Source organism: Paenibacillus glycanilyticus, assembly GCF_023715145.1.
GTDB lineage: Bacteria > Bacillota > Bacilli > Paenibacillales > Paenibacillaceae > Pristimantibacillus > Pristimantibacillus glycanilyticus_A.
On the sequence record NZ_JAMBNP010000002.1, the window covers coordinates 524926 to 541849 of the forward strand.

Below are 16924 nucleotides of genomic sequence, written 5' to 3' on the forward strand. Positions count from 1 at the left end.
CTTTGGCGGCAGCCGTGTATCAAATTGCGGGTTACAAGAACACGGGGAAGACGACGCTGATGTGCCGGCTGATCGATTATTTGGTATCCCGGGATATCGTTGTTGCCACGATCAAGCATGACGGCCACCAGTTTGAAGCGGAGCCGGCGCACACCGACACGGCACGCCACCGTTCCTCGGGCGCCGTATGGACAGCCATAACTTCGGCAGAGCGGACGGCAATTGTGAAGGAGAAATCTTCCACGCTTCGGGAGCTTATTGCGGAGGCGCCGGCAAATGCTTTTGTTCTGGTAGAGGGCTTTAAGACGGAAGCTTTCCCGAAGCTTGTAATCGTTAGAAGAGCGGAAGACGAGCGGCTGCTTGGCGAACTGGAGGGCATAACGGCAGTAGCCGTCTGGCCGGGTTATATTCTAGACAGGCATGCCGTTCCGGCAGGGGCTAAACAATTCGGAATCGATGATGTGCAAGGGATAGGAGATTATATAGAACAGAGATGGATCAGGATGAAGTCCTAGAAACGGGGCTTCTTCCTTTTTTATTTCACAACTTTATAAGCACCCGGACGTATACAAAATAAGACAGACATGCCGGGAGGTCGCCTACAATTGAGCTGGCTCATTTATATCGGAATTGGATTTATTTTTATTTCAGGAATTGCAGTTGGAGCCTGGACGACGGCCCAGCAGCAGAGAGCTAACTTTAATACGGAACAGCCGTCTGACCGAAGAATCAAAAGCAAGATTGCAACATGGTCATTGGTGCTTGGTTTACTCAGTTTTGGTCTGGCCGCTGTTGTCCATTGGATGGGTTAGAGAAAAGAGTGCCGCGCTGGTTGAAGCAAGCGGGCACTCTTAATGATTATTGATCAATAGCCGGAAGCCGGATGACAGCTTCGGTCCCAACTCCTTTTGTGCTGCTGAAGCGGATTGTTCCTTCCATCGCTTCGATGATCCGGAAGGTGACCATCAGGCCAAGTCCGGTTCCTTTCGATTTGTTCGAGAAGTAAGGTTCTCCAAGCTTGTCCAGCTTTTCTTCATCGATACCTTCCCCGTTATCGGTTACCCGGATCAGAATATGGTCATCCTGTTTATTCGCCTGGATGGATACCGCACCGTCAACGCTCGTTATCGCTTCCAGGCTGTTCTTGATCATATTGATGATCGCCTGCTTGAATTTCTCGGCGCTTCCAAGCGCGTGCAGGTTAGGCTCTACAACGACCTCAAGCCTTGTACTCTGCATGGCTGCCAGAGGAGAGATGATGTCCTGAATCTGGTACAGCTCCTCTGAGATGTTTAAGGTCTTGATATCATCCAGCTCAGGCTTGGCGAAGGTCAGAAACTCGGTAATAATACTCGAAGCCCGGTCAAGCTCTTGTACGGCCAGATTCAGGAACTGTCTGTCCTTGTTCTCCGCTTTCTCGCCCACCAGCTGGACGAAGCCCCGTGTCACCTGCAGAGGATTCCGTATCTCATGGGCAATTGAGGCGGCCAGATGGCTGATGAGCTCCATCTTCTCCGAACGTTGAATTTCCCGGTTGAACATCTCCAGCTCGCGTGAATATTTGACCAGCTGGTCATGGTTGCGAGAGAACTGCCTTCCCATGACGGCTATGAGGGATAGAAGGAAGACCAGCAGTCCCCATTTCCAATAGATCAGATGGTAGGTCTCATCCTTGAAATAGATAATAATTTCCGAGATAAAAACACTGCAGAAGACGGAATATCCCACCGAAATCAAGATGGCGTCACGATTCCCCCTCCAGGCATAGCCAATGGCATGCACCGTCAGAATGAGAAATTGCAAAGCCGCAATAACCGTGAGCGGCACGACTTGAAGAAGGCTGAGGCTGATGGCCGGGAGGATGGTTTTGCCAAGCGCCCATAAGACGATAACGATGACGGTAACGGGCAATAGAGCAATTCTGAATTTCCTGATAATGCCGAACAGTCCGGGACCAAGCGTTTGCTCGAAGAAGACGGCGAGTGCCGGCGTGAGCAAAAACAGTGCCAAATCAAATAAGTCGAGGAACGGCTTCCCGTACGCGTAAAAATGATGATAGAGCGCCGGAGAATACGCCAGGATAATTTCTCCCAAACAAAGAATGAAGAGGCATAAGGACATCCACAGCACGATCTGCTCGCGCTTTAAGAAAAATAAACAAGTCATCATAATCAATGCTATAAACATGAAAGACCCGCCATAGACGAGTTCAATCAAGCCAAATCGCTCGTATTCAGGCAGCAACCGTTCATAATCCCCTACTACAATCTCGGGATCAAGCGATTGTCTCTCATCGGACAAATAAAGCAGAACCAACAGATGGCTGCCGCTCGCATCCTTCGTCAGAGGAAGCAGGATATAGTTCACATCATAGGGATAGGATCTTTCCATGGCGTAAAGCGGATTATCGTTCTGCTCGAGAGTTACACTTACGGCCGTGCCGTAGACACGTTTGAGCCATACGCCGCTAGTGTTCCATTCCAGGGAGGGAAGCGTGATCCGAAGAAGAAGGGCATCCGCTTGAGCGGCGCGCTTTGGCATGGGCTGATTCTCGCCCGCATGCTGCCACTTGTCTGGATCCGCATCCGCGGTCCATGTGGACTGGAAGGATTCGCCCGGCTTGTACAGCCATTGATAATCCCATTCCTTCATGACGATAGCATCTTGTTTCGGTTCGACTTCCAATGAGACATGTTGAATCTGATAGACCGAGCAAATAATTAGCACAATAATGCCCGCTATTAGAAGGATCGTTGATCGCATTGCCGTCACCTACAGTTGAAATTTCTGTCATCATTTACCATACTTGCTAATTCGACAAAAAGCAATATCTTCCAACAAAGTATATATCCTCTTCATAGATAAGGTGATATAATGAAGCCATTTTAATTTGGGCAGGAGGTTCGGACCATGGCCGTGGATGAGCATTACGCATCAAATGGGGAAGTCAGAATTCACTATTATGATTCAAGAGAAGAAGCGGATGAGAAGCTCGTTCCCATTGTGGTATGCCCGGGATTATCGGAAACGGCGGAAGAGTATCTGGATTTCATGCAAGCGGCGGCGCCAAGAAGATGTATTCTGTTATCGTTCCGCGGCAGAGGGCAAAGCGATACTCCCGAGTCCGGTTATGACCTGGCGGAGCATCTGTCGGATCTGGAAGCCGTCGTAAACGATGCCGGATTGAAAGAATTCCATTTGTTCGCCTATTCGCGCGGGGTCTCGTATGCACTCGGGTATGCTTTAAAGTCCAAGGCGGATGTGCGGTCTTTAGTCTTGGGCGATTATCCTCCGGAGCATAGGGCTATGCCCGATGGCTGGGCGGAAGATTATATTTACAACTATCTGATCCCATATAACCGCACCTCCAATATTAGAACGGCAGCCGTGTGGGGGATTCAGCGGGAATCGAAGCCGATTCCGTTAGACACCGCGCTTGATATACCGATTCTGGTGGCCAGAGGGATGCTGGAGGATTCGTTGATAACGAATGAAGAAATAGACAGATACGAACGGATGAGCGCGACTGTTGCGGTGAAGGAATACGCAAGATCCGGTCATGCCTTGAAAGGCGAGGACAAGGCACTCTTTTTTGAGGATATTATTCGTTTCGTTGATGAACGGGACGCGGAAAGATAGCACTTCTGCGAAGAAACAATATCATATTGGAAAATTTACAGATGTCATCTCAAACAAAAAACTGATATAGTACAGGTTGGCATGTTTATTGAAATGAACTAAAGCGGGGAAACACATGTGGCATTTGTAGCAGTTATTATTTTTCTACTGACATTAGCTTTTGTAATTTGGCAGCCCAAAGGTCTGGGGATTGGCTGGTCGGCTGCCGGAGGCGCCATTCTTGCGCTGCTTTTTGGCGTCGTCAGCTTTTCCGATGTAGGTACGGTAACCGGAATTGTCTGGAATGCGACGATCGCTTTTATCGCAATTATCCTGAACTCGCTTATTCTTGACGCGATTGGCTTCTTTGAATGGGCGGCTCTCCATATGGCCCGTCTTGCCAAAGGCAACGGGAAGCGGATGTTTATATACGTTATAGTGCTTGGTGCTGCGGTATCGGCCTTTTTCGCCAATGACGGGGCTGCATTAATCCTGACGCCAATTGTGCTCGCGATGGTGAGGGCGCTTAAGTTTGATTATAAAATGATTTTGCCGTTTATCATGGCTGGCGGCTTTATATCGGACACAACGTCGCTGCCGCTTATTGTGAGCAATCTCGTTAATATCGTTTCAGCCGATTACTTCGGCGCGGGGTTTGTTGAGTACGCGAGCCGGATGATTGTCCCCAACTTCTTCTCGCTTGGCGCGAGTCTTCTCGTTTTGTACCTCTTTTACCGCAAAAGCATTCCAGCGAATTATGACGTACGCGAGCTGAAAGAGCCCAAGGAAGCCATCAAGGACCATAAGCTGTTCCGGTTGTCTTGGATCCTGCTTGCGATTCTGCTTATCGCTTATCTGGCCAGCGAATTTATTCATGTGCCGGTATCCATTATTACAGGGGCCGTGTCCTTGGTCTTCTTGCTCTACGCTCGGCGCAGTCCGGCGATTCAGACCAAGAAGGTGATGAAGGAAGCGCCTTGGACCGTTGTTATTTTTTCGATTGGAATGTATGTAGTTGTCTATGGTCTCCGGAATGCGGGGCTTACGGACGCTTTAGGCAAAGTGATTCAGGTTATTGCCGATCAAGGCATGTTCGCATCAACCATGGGGATGGGGTTCCTGGCCGCCATCCTGTCGTCCGTCATGAATAATATGCCTACCGTGATGATCGATGCTTTGGCGATCAAGGGAACGGCAACGGCAGGGGCAATCCGTGAATCGCTCGTATACGCGAATGTGATTGGATGCAACCTGGGACCAAAGATGACCCCGATCGGTTCGCTCGCGACCTTGTTATGGCTGCATGTTCTGGCTAAAAAAGACGTGAAGATTTCCTGGGGTTCCTATATGAAGGCCGGGTTTGTGCTGACTGTACCCACCTTGCTTATTACCTTGGCGGGGCTGTACGTATGGCTTGAGTTTATTCATGCGTATAGCGTTGTAGCCGGCTTTGGAATCGCCGGGTTCATCCTGGCGGCTGTCGTTCTGCTGCTATTCTTCCTCCGCATGAGATCCGTAAAAAAACAAGCAGCAGTTGTAACGGCAGATGACCATTAAATTAGAAAAAGCTGCCGAAAAAATGGCAGCTTTTTTTCTTTTTTTCTTATTATTCGGGTTCATCCAACCCGCGGACGTAAATGACGTAACAGCCGCGGTCCTCATCAATTTCGGTTGATGTCGTGAACATGGGGCCATGACCGGGAACATCGACAATATCCTTAAGCAAATAGCGGATGACGTCATAATGATTGGCGCTTCCGATCTCGGTCAGCTTGCGCCCGCGTTCGTTAGGCTTTCGAAACTCAACATAAATGCCCCAGCCGCGGTAATTCGCTTCGTCCCCATAATTCTCATTGGGTCCGATTCGCTTCACGATCAGCATTTCTTCATTTTCCTGCATCTCGTTAGAGGTTAATTCGTATTGAATACCGCCCGCGATCAGATAGGTGCATAATTGCCGGGCATACATTTCATCGACCCCTATGCTAGAGGAACGATATTCCATAAGCGGCTCATATTGATTGAAACCCCGGTCGATAAAATAAGTTAATTTATTCATCTCTCTCACTCCGTAATCAAAATGATTTCACTATCATAACATCATTTTATGGAAACAATAACTTTTCTTTCTACGTCTCTCCCAAATGTGTTATAACTTTATAGGAACTATGAAGCTTGGAGGATACTAGTCTATGAATTTAACTCAAAAAGCAATGCTGGGCGTCTCCGCCGTTGCGATGGCTACCGCGCTCACAGGCTGCGGACAGTCGACCGCTTACCCCCGTACAGCGCCGCCTACGGACGCTCAGTGCAACGACTGGGATTGGGACAGCAAGAACGGCGTGTACCGCTGCGATGATTCCAGCTCTTCTTACTATCGGAATTATTATTATGGCAACAGCTATTATTCAACCCGTTCCGCTCTGCAAAAGAGCAGTTCTTATTCCGCTTATAAATCCAGCATTACAAGCAAAACGAGCTCCGGCTTTGGCAAAGGCAGCTCCATATCCGGAGGCTGACCGTGGACGATTTCGCCAAGGCCAGAAAAGCCTTCTACGCTCAGATAGAAGAATACTGGGCAGATTTGTACGGGGAAGAATATTCGCTCTATGACCTTTACGAAATAACGAAGGAAGAGATTCATAAGATTCGCGAATCGACGAATCGGATCGGCCATATTTTTTATAAAACGGCATCTCTTCTTCGGACCGTGAATGACGAGACCTTGCTGTTCCTTGGTTTCCCGCGCGAAACCTTGGCTTACATAAGGATCAACAGCTTATCGGTTGAGAGCGTCATCGCCAGATTGGATTTAATCGGGACGGGGCGGACGTACAAATGCATGGAGATTAATTCGGATACCCCAACCTTCATCAAGGAGCTTCATCATGTGAACGGCTTGATCTGCGAAGCATTTGACCGCCATAACCCCAATACGGGTTATGAGAAGCAGCTAGCTCTTGCCGTCGAGAAAGCGGTCATTGAAAGTCTGGAATACCTTGGCGGCGCTTTAGAGGCCCCGCATGTCGTGTTTACCGCCCATGGAGATAACGTGGAGGACGCCAATACGGCCGGGTATTTAAGAGGGCTTCTTCCGTTCCCGTCGAGCTTTGCGCCGCTCGATCAGCTCCAGATCATCCGCCATGTTGGTTTGTTTGACGGGGAGGGAAAGCCCATTCACGTGCTCTACCGCCAGACCTTCCCGGTGGAGAATTTCATTGAGGATGAAGATGAGGAAGGGAATCCGATCGGATTATGGCTGCTGGAGCTTGTTGAGCAGAAGAAAGTCGCGGTCGTGAATCCGCCTTCGGCGTTTCTTCTTCAGTCCAAGGCGGTTCAGGCGATTATCTGGGCGCTTCACGAAGAGGGAAATCCCTTTTTCTCGGAAGAGGAGCATCAATGGATCGAAGAGCATTTCCTCCCGACTTATCTGGAGCCGGACCGCTTCCTCGAAAGCCGCACGAAGTATGTCATGAAGCCTGCTTTTGGCCGGGAGGGAGATACGGTGAAAATTTTCGAAGGCGACGGGACGGTTGCGGCAGAAGACAGCCATAACTCCTATGCCCATTACCTTCCGGTGTACCAGAAGTATGTGGAGCTGCCAACGGCTGCGTTTCAGTCGGTAAAGGGAAAACGCCAGGGCTCGTATATGTTCGGGAGTTTCTTGATCGGGGGAAAAGCCGGCGCAGTCGGCATAAGGATCGGCAATCCGATTACGGATAATTTATCTTATTTTTTGCCGGTTGGCATAACTAAACGAGAAGTAGGGAGCTAATTGTAATGGACAATAATTTATATGTGGATTTTCTTGTTTATTCCTTAGTAGGCTTTGCGATTATGATTGTAGGTCTGCTCTTGTTTGAACTGACGACCAAGAACAAAGAGTTCGCCCTTATCTTTAAAGGAAACGCGGCAGCTGCGCTGTCTCTGGGCGGCAGGCTTGCGGGTCTTGCCATCGTGGTGCGCGCGGCGGCGGAAAACTCCGTGTCGCTCTCCGATATGCTGCTATGGGGAATGATCGGCATTGTCGCGCTTGTCGTTCTCTACTACGTGACGGAATTTATCACCTATTTGTTCGGCAGAGCGCTTAAAGTGCATGTGACCATCTTCAAGGCGATTGAGCAAAACAACATTGCCGTAGGTATTCTCATTTTGCTTATTTCCTGCAGCGTTGGCATGATCATCGCCGGCTGCCTTACGTATGACCCGGATTTGGTCGGATAGCATTCTTGACACGCGGCTGAGTTAATATTATAATCGGGGCTAACCATGTTTTTATATACTTGTATGGCGTTGAAGAGGAACAGTAATGTCGCGGGGCAAGGCTTAGAGAGCCGGCGGTTGGTGCAAGCCGGACCTGCAGCGATATGAATCTCGCCTTGGAGCCTTGCGTTAACGCGCAACGTTTAGCCTGCGTTAAAGGCAATGAGTGAGCGGAAGGCAAAGCATGCCAACCGTTAACTAGGGTGGTACCACGGGAATAATCTCTCGTCCCTAGCGATAATACGCTGGGGGCGGGAGTTTTTTTATGTCTAAGCAAGTTATTAGGAGGAAATGAGCATGAGTCAGGAATTTCACGGTTACAACCCGCTTGCGGTAGAACCGAAATGGCAGAAGTATTGGGATGAGAACAAGACGTTCGCAACAACGGAAGATCCGGGCAAGAAGAAGTTTTATGCCCTGGATATGTTCCCTTACCCATCCGGAGCAGGCTTGCATGTAGGCCATCCGGAAGGCTATACGGCTACGGACATCGTATCCCGCTACAAACGGATGCGCGGCTACAACGTCCTTCATCCCATGGGCTGGGACGCGTTTGGTCTGCCTGCGGAGCAATACGCCCTGCAAACAGGACGCCATCCGCGCGAGATTACGGTCGAGAATATCAACAACTTCCGCCGCCAGATCAAGTCGCTGGGCTTCTCGTATGACTGGGACCGCGAATTCAGCACCACGGATCCGGATTATTACAAATGGACCCAATGGATTTTCATCCAATTGTACAACAAAGGCCTCGCTTATGTAGCGGAAGTGCCGGTGAACTGGTGTCCTGCGCTGGGTACGGTACTTGCCAATGAAGAAGTTATCGACGGCCTTAGCGAACGCGGCGGCCATCCGGTTATCCGCAAGCCGATGCGTCAATGGATGCTGAAAATTACGGAATATGCGGAACGTTTGCTTGAAGATCTGGAAGAGCTGGACTGGTCGGAAAGCATTAAAGATATGCAGCGCAACTGGATCGGCAAATCGACGGGCGCGGAAGTAACCTTCGCGATCGACGGCCATGATGCTTCGCTGGTTGTATTCACGACGCGTCCGGATACGCTGTTTGGCGCGACTTATTGCGTGCTCGCTCCCGAGCATGAACTGGTTGCCCAAATTACAACTGCGGATCAAGTCGCTGCGGTCGAAGCGTACAAAGAGGCAGCCGCGCGCAAGAGCGACCTGGAGCGTACGGACCTTGCCAAGGACAAATCAGGCGTATTTACAGGCGCTTACGCCATTAATCCGGTTAACGGCGAGAAAACGCCAATCTGGATTGCCGACTATGTGCTTGCCGGTTACGGCACAGGCGCTATTATGGCGGTTCCGGGACATGATACCCGCGACTGGGAGTTCGCGAAGCAGTTCGATCTGCCAATCGTTGAAGTGGTTCAAGGCGGCGATGTGGCGAAAGAGGCTTACGCTGGCGACGGGCCTCACGTCAATTCCGATTTCTTGAACGGTCTGAGCAATGAAGATGCAATCAAGACAATGATCGAGCATCTCGAAGGTTCGGGCAAAGGACACGGGAAGGTAACTTACCGTCTGCGCGACTGGCTGTTCAGCCGTCAACGCTACTGGGGCGAGCCGATTCCGATTCTTCACCTGGAGGACGGCAGCATGAAGCCGGTGCCTGTAGATCAGCTGCCGCTTGTATTGCCTGACGTGGATGCGATCAAGCCATCCGGTACCGGCGAGTCACCGCTCGCAAACGTAACGGACTGGGTAAACACCGTTGATCCGGAAACGGGCATGAAAGCCCGACGCGAGACAAATACAATGCCGCAATGGGCGGGAAGCTGCTGGTACTACCTGCGCTTTATCGATCCAAAGAACGAGAACGAGATCTGCTCGCCGGAGAAGCAACAGGAATGGTTGCCGGTTGACCTGTACATCGGTGGCGCGGAGCATGCGGTGCTTCACCTCTTGTACGCCCGTTTCTGGCATAAAGTACTGTACGATATCGGCGTTGTGAACACGAAAGAACCGTTCCACAAGCTCGTTAACCAAGGCATGATTCTGGGCACGAACAACGAGAAAATGTCCAAATCGCGCGGCAACGTTATTAACCCGGACGATATCGTCAATGAGTTTGGCGCAGATACGCTCCGCATGTACGAGATGTTCATGGGGCCGCTCGAAGCAACGAAGCCATGGAACACAAACGGCGTAGAAGGCACGTATCGCTTCCTTAGCCGCGTATGGCGCCTGTTCGTCAGCGATGACGGCAGCGTAACCGCAAAAATCTCGGACGGCGAAACAACAAAAGCGTTCAAGCAAACCTGGCACCGTACGATTAAGAAGGTGACGGATGATTTCGAGAACCTGCGCTTTAATACGGCGATCAGCCAATTGATGATCTTCGTCAACGAAGCTTACAAGACGGATGTTCTGCCGCTCGAAGCGATGAAAAACTTCCTGCAAATGCTGTCACCGCTTGCTCCGCATATTACGGAAGAGCTGTGGGAGAAGCTTGGCGGCACCGGGTCGATCACTTACGCGGCTTGGCCAACGTATGAAGAAGCTTGGACGGTAGATGACGAAGTTGAGATCGTCGTGCAAGTGAACGGTAAAATTATCGAGCGCGTTTCCATTGCGGCTGATACAGCGGAAGCAGATATGGAAAGCCTCGCCAAAGACATCGATAAAGTGAAAGAACTGATAGAAGGCAAAACGATCCGTAAAGTGGTCGTTGTTAAGGGCAAGCTCGTAAACATCGTGGCGAACTAAACAGCAGTCAAAAAAGAAGAGGTGAGCGGTCCAGCAGCACAAGTCGTGCTACTGTCCGTTCACCTCTTTGCTGTAAAAATCGGCAGTTATCTTGGCAACGTCATCATCGAACTTTTTATGCGTGGTCCGGATGAGCCGATTAAAGGTGCCGTCAAGCTCGCGGTTCAACAGCTGCAGCGCCTGCGCGGTAATCCCTCCTGGAACGGCAACTCTCTTCTGGACATCTTCCGGGGACAAACCGCCTTCAGTCAAGAGCAGCCCGGTCCCGAGCAGCATCGTGCTTGCTACCTTTACGGCATCCTCGCGCGCGATGCCCGTCTCGCATACGGCAGCGTCAACAAACTGCTCGATTAAGTAAGCAAAGAAAGCAGGTCCGCAGCTGGACAGATCGGATACGATCCGGGTGTACGGCTCTTCGATCCGAAGCGGTTCGCTAATATAGGCAAGCAGGCCTTCGATCATGCCCTGATCCTCTTCCGTAATCCGGGAGCCGTAAATACATAAAGTAGCACCGCTCCAGACGAGGTTCGTCACGCTTGGAATCACTTTTGCTATTTTGCAGGGCACAAGCTCCTCGAGATGTTCGATCATAACCGGACTTGTAATGGATATAAGAAGCTGCTCGGGCCGCAGGACCGGCTTCAGCTCATCAATCACTTTCTTATATTCATGCGGTTTGACGCATAAGAACAATATATCGGTGGCGCTAGCGGTGCTTGCATTCGAACGCTCGGCTCTCATTCCGGGATATCGATCAGCAAGCGCCTGTGCTTTGGAATAAGTTCGGTTGCTGATAACGATATGACACGGGTCGAGTGCTCCCGATGCGACGAATGCTTCGATCAGCAGGCTTCCCATCGCGCCCGTCCCAATGAATCCGACATTCATGCTCAGCCCTCCCAACAGATTTGCTCTTTTAACCTATTCCGCAAGACTTGCCACATATGACATGAAAATGCTAAAAATCCCCTTTTTTGATTGGAAGGAGTGTTGAATTTGGCTCGTCTCCTGTCTGGACGTCGAACAAATACGAATGGAAACAGGCTGATTATTCCTTTATTGCTTATTGCCGCTGCAGCAATCTTGCTGGCAGCCGCCCTCGCACAGCCTAAGGAGAAAGCGCCGGATGACTGGGTGCAGCTGAACAGGGAGGTAGGCAACGCCCTCCATGTGCAGGCGGAGACGAAAACGGAAGACAAAGAGATCGTGGAGAGCGGGACTGCGAAGGCTGAAGTCCCATCGGCGGTCCCTCCGTCCGATAACCCGATAACGCCGGCCAGTAGCGGAGGGAAGGGGGAAGCAGAAGGGAAGCTGGACATTAACCGGGCTTCCGCTGAACAGCTGGATACGCTGAAAGGAATCGGGCCGGCTAAGGCGCAGGCAATTATCGCAGACCGTGAACAGAACGGACCGTTTCAATCGGTAGACGATCTTTTAAGAGTGAAGGGCATAGGCAGCAAGCTGCTGGCTGGAATAAAAGATAGCATTGTCGCAACGCCTTGATTATGAGAAAATGGGACAAGGAGCAGGGAGGTTTTCCCAGCCTATAGACCATATTCAGGCAATAAGACCGATTGAAATTTGACAACTAGCGACTTGCTTTTAAATGGTTGAATCATGTCTATCCCAAATTCCAAGGAGCTGTTGCACATGACGAATCAAGATCAAAACAAGCGCTCGCTCGACACGCTGGCTGTCCATGGGGGCCAGGAGATTGACCCGACTACGTTTGCCAGAGCGGTGCCGATTTACCAGACGACCTCTTATGGTTTCCGCGATACCGAGCATGCGGCGAATCTGTTCTCGCTGCAGGAGTTCGGCAATATTTATACCCGTTTGATGAATCCGACAACGGATGTATTCGAGAAGCGCGTAGCCGAGCTGGAAGGAGCGCCGGCGGCGCTTGCGGTAGCGTCCGGACAAGCGGCTATTACATACTCTATTATGAATATCGCAGGCGCGGGAGACGAGGTTGTATCGGCGACAAGCCTTTACGGCGGTACTTACAATCTGTTCTCGACAACCCTGCCGAAGCTTGGCATTCAAGTCAAGTTTGTTGATCCGTCGAATCCCGAGAACTTCCGAGCGGCAATTACGGAACGCACAAAAGCCTTGTATGCGGAAACGGTAGGCAATCCTAAAGGCGATGTGCTCGATATTGAAGCGGTAGCGGCGATTGCCCATGAGCATGGCATACCGCTCATCGTTGACAATACGTTCCCAAGTCCCTATCTGCTCCGTCCGATTGAGCATGGCGCGGATATCGTTGTTCATTCGGCTACGAAATTTATCGGCGGTCACGGCACGTCGATTGGCGGCGTTATCGTAGACGGAGGCCGTTTCGACTGGAAAGCGAGCGGCAGGTTCCCTGGCCTTACAACGCCGGATCCAAGCTATCATGGCGTGGTTTACACGGATGCGGTTGGTCCAATTGCCTATATTATTAAAGCGAGAGTACAATTATTGCGCGACATGGGTGCAGCATTGTCGCCGTTTAACTCCTTCCTGCTGCTGCAGGGGCTTGAAACCTTGCATTTGCGGATGGAGCGTCACAGCTCGAACGCTCTGAAGGTTGCGGAGTTTCTCGAGACGCATGAAGCGGTGGAATGGGTCAGCTATCCGGGTCTAGAAAGCCATCCTTCTTATCAGCTTGCTCAGAAATATTTGCCGGACGGCCAAGGCGCGATTCTGACCTTTGGCATTAAAGGCGGAGTGGATGCCGGCAAGAAAGTGATCAATTCCGTGAAGCTGTTCTCTCATCTGGCCAATGTCGGCGACTCGAAGTCGCTCATTATCCATCCGGCAAGCACGACCCATCAGCAGCTGTCGGCTGAAGAACAGGATGCGGCAGGCGTTACGGCCGGTCTGATCAGACTGTCGATCGGTACGGAAGGCATTAAAGATATTTTGGCCGATCTGGACCAAGCGCTGCGCAGCAGCCAATCGAACTAATAGATAAGTTATAATACAACTAGAAAGAGGCAGACCCGGCGAATGTCAAGAGCGGTGGCGTTCGCCGGAAGCTGTCCGGGCAAAAGGAAAAGGAGCTGGAAGTTATGTCTGAAGCACAGGATGCCTCGCGGAAAGACTGGGATACGTATTTTATGGATATTGCCTACATGGTGTCGACGCGTTCGCGTTGTTCCCGCCGCCATGTCGGATCGGTGCTCGTACAGGGCAAGAAGCTGCTTGGTACCGCGTACAACGGAGCTCCGATGGGCGTGCCGGACTGCTCGGAGGCAGGCTGCATGATTACGGAAGAGTGGGAAACAAAGCTTGGCGATGATGGGCAGGAGCAGATGGTCAAGAAACAGCGCTGTATCCGAACCATTCATGCGGAGCAAAACTTGCTGCTGTTTACGGATCGTGCCGACCGGGAAGGCTCTACCGTGTATGTTACGGATCAACCCTGCTGGACTTGCGCGAATATGCTGGCGAACAGCGGCGTGAAGGAAATTGTGTTCCACCGCAGCTATCCGAAGGACAGCGACAAAGTGAGCCAATTAATGAAACAAAAGGGCATTGTGTTCCGTTCGCTCTCCGATTATGAGCCGCCTCCTCAAGCGAGCATGAAGGTCACATCCTAATTGAATAAGCGAATGGGGAAGAACCTCTGTATGCATCTGTTTTGATGCGTCCGGAGGTTCTTTTTGGTTTGCGGATAGATGAACGGGAGGGAGTGCCGTGAATAGACGGCCTTTAGTATGGTTTGCCGTATTTTGGATTGCCGGCAGCAGCCTGGCGGCCGAGCTCAGCATGGGCGGAGTTGCGATTGCGATATGTGCCGGGGCTCTTATGCTGCTGGCGCTTGTACTGCTCAGGAAGTCGACCTGGCGGCTTGCAGCGGTTTGTTTGATTGGCTGCACGCTGGCTGCCGCAGAGAGGGACTGGGCGGATGCCCGGAACGTGACGGCACTGGAGCTGCATGGCGCTTCTTATGAAGCGGAAGTGACCGGCACGATCATGTCCGCGGCCCTGGTCGACGGCGACCGCGCGACGTTCCGCGTGACGGCCGATACCGTCCGCTTGGGTGGTGAAGCAGCGCCGCGCAAGGTCCGCGAGCGGCTGCTTGTGCAGGTGCGGCTTGCTGAGCAGCCGCACCAGGAGATCGCCGCCGCGTGGCATCGCGGCGACAAGGTGCGCCTCGCCGGCGAGCTGACGCTGCCGGCCGGCGCATCCAACAGCGGCGGCTTCGATTACCGCCGCTATCTTTACAGCAGCCAGCATATCCACTGGCTGCTCAAGGTCAAGGGCATCGGCGCCGTCCATGCGGCGCCGGGCCCGGGCTGGACCGCGGCCGCTATGCTCGGCCGCGTTGATGCCGCGCGCGACTGGCTTGGCGCGCGGGTCGATCAATTGTACCCGGCCGATCAGTCCGGGTACATGAAGGGGCTGGTCCTCGGCATACGCGAGGACCTGGACCCGGATCAGTTCCAGCAGTTTTCGCGGCTGGGACTGACCCATATTCTAGCCATATCCGGCTTGCACGTGGCTGTATTTATTTATGCGCTTGGAGCCGTCCTGCGGCTGCTGAGAATGACCCGTGAGCGGATGCTCGTCACGCTGATCGCTGCCGTGCCTTTTTATGTGCTTCTCTCCGGTTCCTCGCCTTCGGTTGTCCGGGCGGGGCTGATGACGATGCTGGCGCTGCTTGCTTCAAGAATGGACAAGCTGAAGGACGGTCTGCACCTGCTTGCCGCGGCTGCGGTAGCGATGCTGGTCTGGAATCCGTACTTCATTCAGGATGTAGGGTTCCAATTATCGTTTGCCGTAACGGCCGGTCTAATCTTGTTTGTACCGCCGGTAAGGCGGGCGATGCCGGATTGGCCTAAGGGAAAGGCGCTGCTTGATTTGCTTGTCGTGACCGTTGTTGCGCAGGCTGTCTCTTTTCCGCTGACGATCTACTACTTTAATCAGTTCCATCTGCTGTCGATCCCGGCGAACCTGATACTCGTGCCATTTATCAGCTTTATCGTGATGCCGATAGGAGCTGTTGCGCTGCTCTTTGGCCTGCTCTGGCCGCTTGGCGGCCAATTGCTTGCGGCTGTCAGCGTCTACGCGAATGACTGGACCTTCCTCTTGGTCAGCTGGCTGGGAGAGGCGGATGCCGTGCGCACGATCTGGGCAACTCCGCCTCTATGGTGGATTGCGGCGTGGTATTTGGCTTTGGCCGGTTTGTGCCGGACGCTTCCGGCAGCTCCTGCTGCCGTTGTCCGCGCGAATGCGAATGCGGATGATACACAGCCGCTGCCAGACCGGTTAGAGCCGGATACTGCCCCCATCTGGGAGCTGCAGGAAATGCAAAAGAAGCCTCTTTGGAGAAAAAGATCAACAGGAATGGTCCTGATGCTGGCCGCAGGAGCGGGATTGTTGTTATATGCCTATTTTCCGGATCTGTACAATCGTACGGCGGAAGTTGATGTGCTTGATGTCGGGCAGGGGGACTCGATCTATATTCGGACGCCGGAGGGCAAGCGGATATTGGTGGATGGCGGGGGAACGCTCAGCTTCCGGAAAGCGGGCGACGAATGGAAGGAGCGGAGCGATCCGTTTGAGGTTGGCGGCAAGGTTGTTGTTCCTTTATTAATGAAGCGCGGCGTTCATGAACTTGACCTATTGGTCATCTCCCATCTGGACAGCGACCATATCCGGGGATTGCAGGCGGTGCTGGACTCGATCCCCGTAAAAGCCATTTTATGGAATGGAAGCTTGAAGCATGCTGAAGATGCTGAAGCCATACTCCGTGCTGCCGTTCAGAAAAGAGTACCGCTTTACCGCGCAGAATTCGGGAAGCGGTGGAGGATGGACGCAAATACGGAACTAACCGTATTGTGGCCGCCGGAGGCAGACGGCAGGGCAATTCCTGATGTAGACGAACAGAATGACGACAGTGTAGTCTTATATATGAAGATATATCATTCTGCGTTTCTCTTATCGGGAGATATAAGCAGCGTGGCGGAATCTTCCATTCTATCGCGATTGCAGTCCAGCGGTGAAGCTGCCGATCCTCCTTCCATTCATCCGGTTGATGTGCTGAAAGTCGGGCATCATGGAAGCAAATATTCGACTTCGGAGGAATGGCTGCGTTATTGGCAGCCTTTGCGGGCAGCCATTTCGGTTGGAGCAACGAATACTTACGGACATCCGCATCCGGATGTGCTGAAGCGCCTTGAGGCGGCATCGGCGGCTGCGCTCCGGACCGACCGGGACGGCGAGATCCGGTACAAAGTGAATCCGACTGGAATATATGAACAAATTATCAGGAAGAATTAGGAAATAGCTCCCGGAAGTGCCGGTGTTCCTATTCTCAAAT

The 16924-nt window shown here is 52.0% G+C and carries 15 protein-coding genes and 1 other annotated feature; of the genes, 12 read left to right on the top strand and 3 right to left on the bottom strand.

Going from position 1 to position 16924, the window contains the following annotated elements:
* The first annotated feature begins 2 nt into the window (after positions 1–2).
* The gene (gene mobB / locus M3194_RS07610) at positions 3–515 is read left to right on the top strand and encodes a molybdopterin-guanine dinucleotide biosynthesis protein B (RefSeq protein ID WP_251652822.1); all 513 of its coding nucleotides are present in this window, start codon (positions 3–5) and stop codon (positions 513–515) included.
* Positions 516–605: 90 nt separating this feature from the next.
* Positions 606–812: a DUF5316 family protein gene (locus M3194_RS07615; RefSeq protein ID WP_251652823.1), complete on the top strand. Its 207-nt coding sequence runs from the start codon at positions 606–608 to the stop codon at positions 810–812.
* Between the two features lie 46 nt (positions 813–858).
* Here M3194_RS07615 and M3194_RS07620 read toward each other — a convergent pair whose 3' ends face one another.
* Entirely contained in the window at positions 859–2763 is a 1905-nt protein-coding gene (locus M3194_RS07620) for a sensor histidine kinase (protein WP_251652824.1), read from the bottom strand.
* A gap of 147 nt (positions 2764–2910) precedes the next feature.
* Here M3194_RS07620 and M3194_RS07625 point away from each other — a divergent pair, with 147 nt between their 5' ends.
* Together M3194_RS07625 and M3194_RS07630 are read left to right on the top strand one after the other, a co-directional pair.
* Positions 2911–3639, top strand: a complete 729-nt coding sequence (locus M3194_RS07625) for an alpha/beta fold hydrolase (protein WP_251652825.1) — start codon at positions 2911–2913, stop codon at positions 3637–3639.
* A gap of 117 nt (positions 3640–3756) precedes the next feature.
* Positions 3757–5175 carry an arsenic transporter gene (locus M3194_RS07630; RefSeq protein WP_251652826.1) on the top strand — a complete coding sequence of 473 codons (1419 nt, stop codon included), beginning with the start codon at positions 3757–3759 and terminating at the stop codon, positions 5173–5175.
* A gap of 49 nt (positions 5176–5224) precedes the next feature.
* Here the strand turns inward: M3194_RS07630 and M3194_RS07635 are convergent, their stop codons facing one another.
* Positions 5225–5677, bottom strand: a complete 453-nt coding sequence (locus M3194_RS07635) for an RNA helicase (protein WP_251652827.1) — start codon at positions 5675–5677, stop codon at positions 5225–5227.
* Positions 5678–5810: 133 nt separating this feature from the next.
* Between M3194_RS07635 and M3194_RS07640 the strand changes: the two genes are divergently transcribed.
* The 4 genes from M3194_RS07640 (at position 5811) to leuS (ending at position 10611) form a co-directional block, all read left to right on the top strand.
* Positions 5811–6137, top strand: coding sequence for an aminotransferase yhxA (locus tag M3194_RS07640; RefSeq protein ID WP_251652828.1), 327 nt, complete (start codon positions 5811–5813; stop codon positions 6135–6137).
* A gap of 2 nt (positions 6138–6139) precedes the next feature.
* On the top strand, positions 6140–7393 hold the full coding sequence (locus tag M3194_RS07645) for a glutathionylspermidine synthase family protein (protein WP_251652829.1): 1254 nt from the start codon (positions 6140–6142) through the stop codon (positions 7391–7393).
* A 5-nt stretch (positions 7394–7398) separates the two neighbouring features.
* Positions 7399–7842 carry a DUF350 domain-containing protein gene (locus M3194_RS07650; protein WP_251652830.1) on the top strand — a complete coding sequence of 148 codons (444 nt, stop codon included), beginning with the start codon at positions 7399–7401 and terminating at the stop codon, positions 7840–7842.
* A 60-nt stretch (positions 7843–7902) separates the two neighbouring features.
* Positions 7903–8117 (top strand) — a binding site (T-box leader).
* A 61-nt stretch (positions 8118–8178) separates the two neighbouring features.
* Positions 8179–10611, top strand: coding sequence for a leucine--tRNA ligase (gene leuS / locus M3194_RS07655; RefSeq protein WP_397334288.1), 2433 nt, complete (start codon positions 8179–8181; stop codon positions 10609–10611).
* A gap of 48 nt (positions 10612–10659) precedes the next feature.
* Here leuS and comER read toward each other — a convergent pair whose 3' ends face one another.
* Positions 10660–11499: a late competence protein ComER gene (comER, locus tag M3194_RS07660; protein ID WP_251652832.1), complete on the bottom strand. Its 840-nt coding sequence runs from the start codon at positions 11497–11499 to the stop codon at positions 10660–10662.
* Positions 11500–11607: 108 nt separating this feature from the next.
* On the opposite strand from comER, the gene M3194_RS07665 reads away from it, so the two are divergent.
* The 4 genes from M3194_RS07665 to M3194_RS07680 all read left to right on the top strand — a co-directional run bounded on the left by M3194_RS07665 (position 11608) and on the right by M3194_RS07680 (position 16884).
* Entirely contained in the window at positions 11608–12114 is a 507-nt protein-coding gene (locus M3194_RS07665; protein WP_251652833.1) for a ComEA family DNA-binding protein, read from the top strand.
* A gap of 147 nt (positions 12115–12261) precedes the next feature.
* A complete protein-coding gene (locus M3194_RS07670) occupies positions 12262–13563 on the top strand; it encodes a homocysteine synthase (protein ID WP_251652834.1) in 1302 nt (433 codons plus the stop codon).
* A gap of 104 nt (positions 13564–13667) precedes the next feature.
* On the top strand, positions 13668–14198 hold the full coding sequence (locus M3194_RS07675) for a deoxycytidylate deaminase (protein ID WP_251652835.1): 531 nt from the start codon (positions 13668–13670) through the stop codon (positions 14196–14198).
* 97 nt (positions 14199–14295) lie between these two features.
* Positions 14296–16884, top strand: a complete 2589-nt coding sequence (locus M3194_RS07680; protein WP_251652836.1) for a DNA internalization-related competence protein ComEC/Rec2 — start codon at positions 14296–14298, stop codon at positions 16882–16884.
* The last annotated feature ends 40 nt before the right edge of the window (positions 16885–16924 follow it).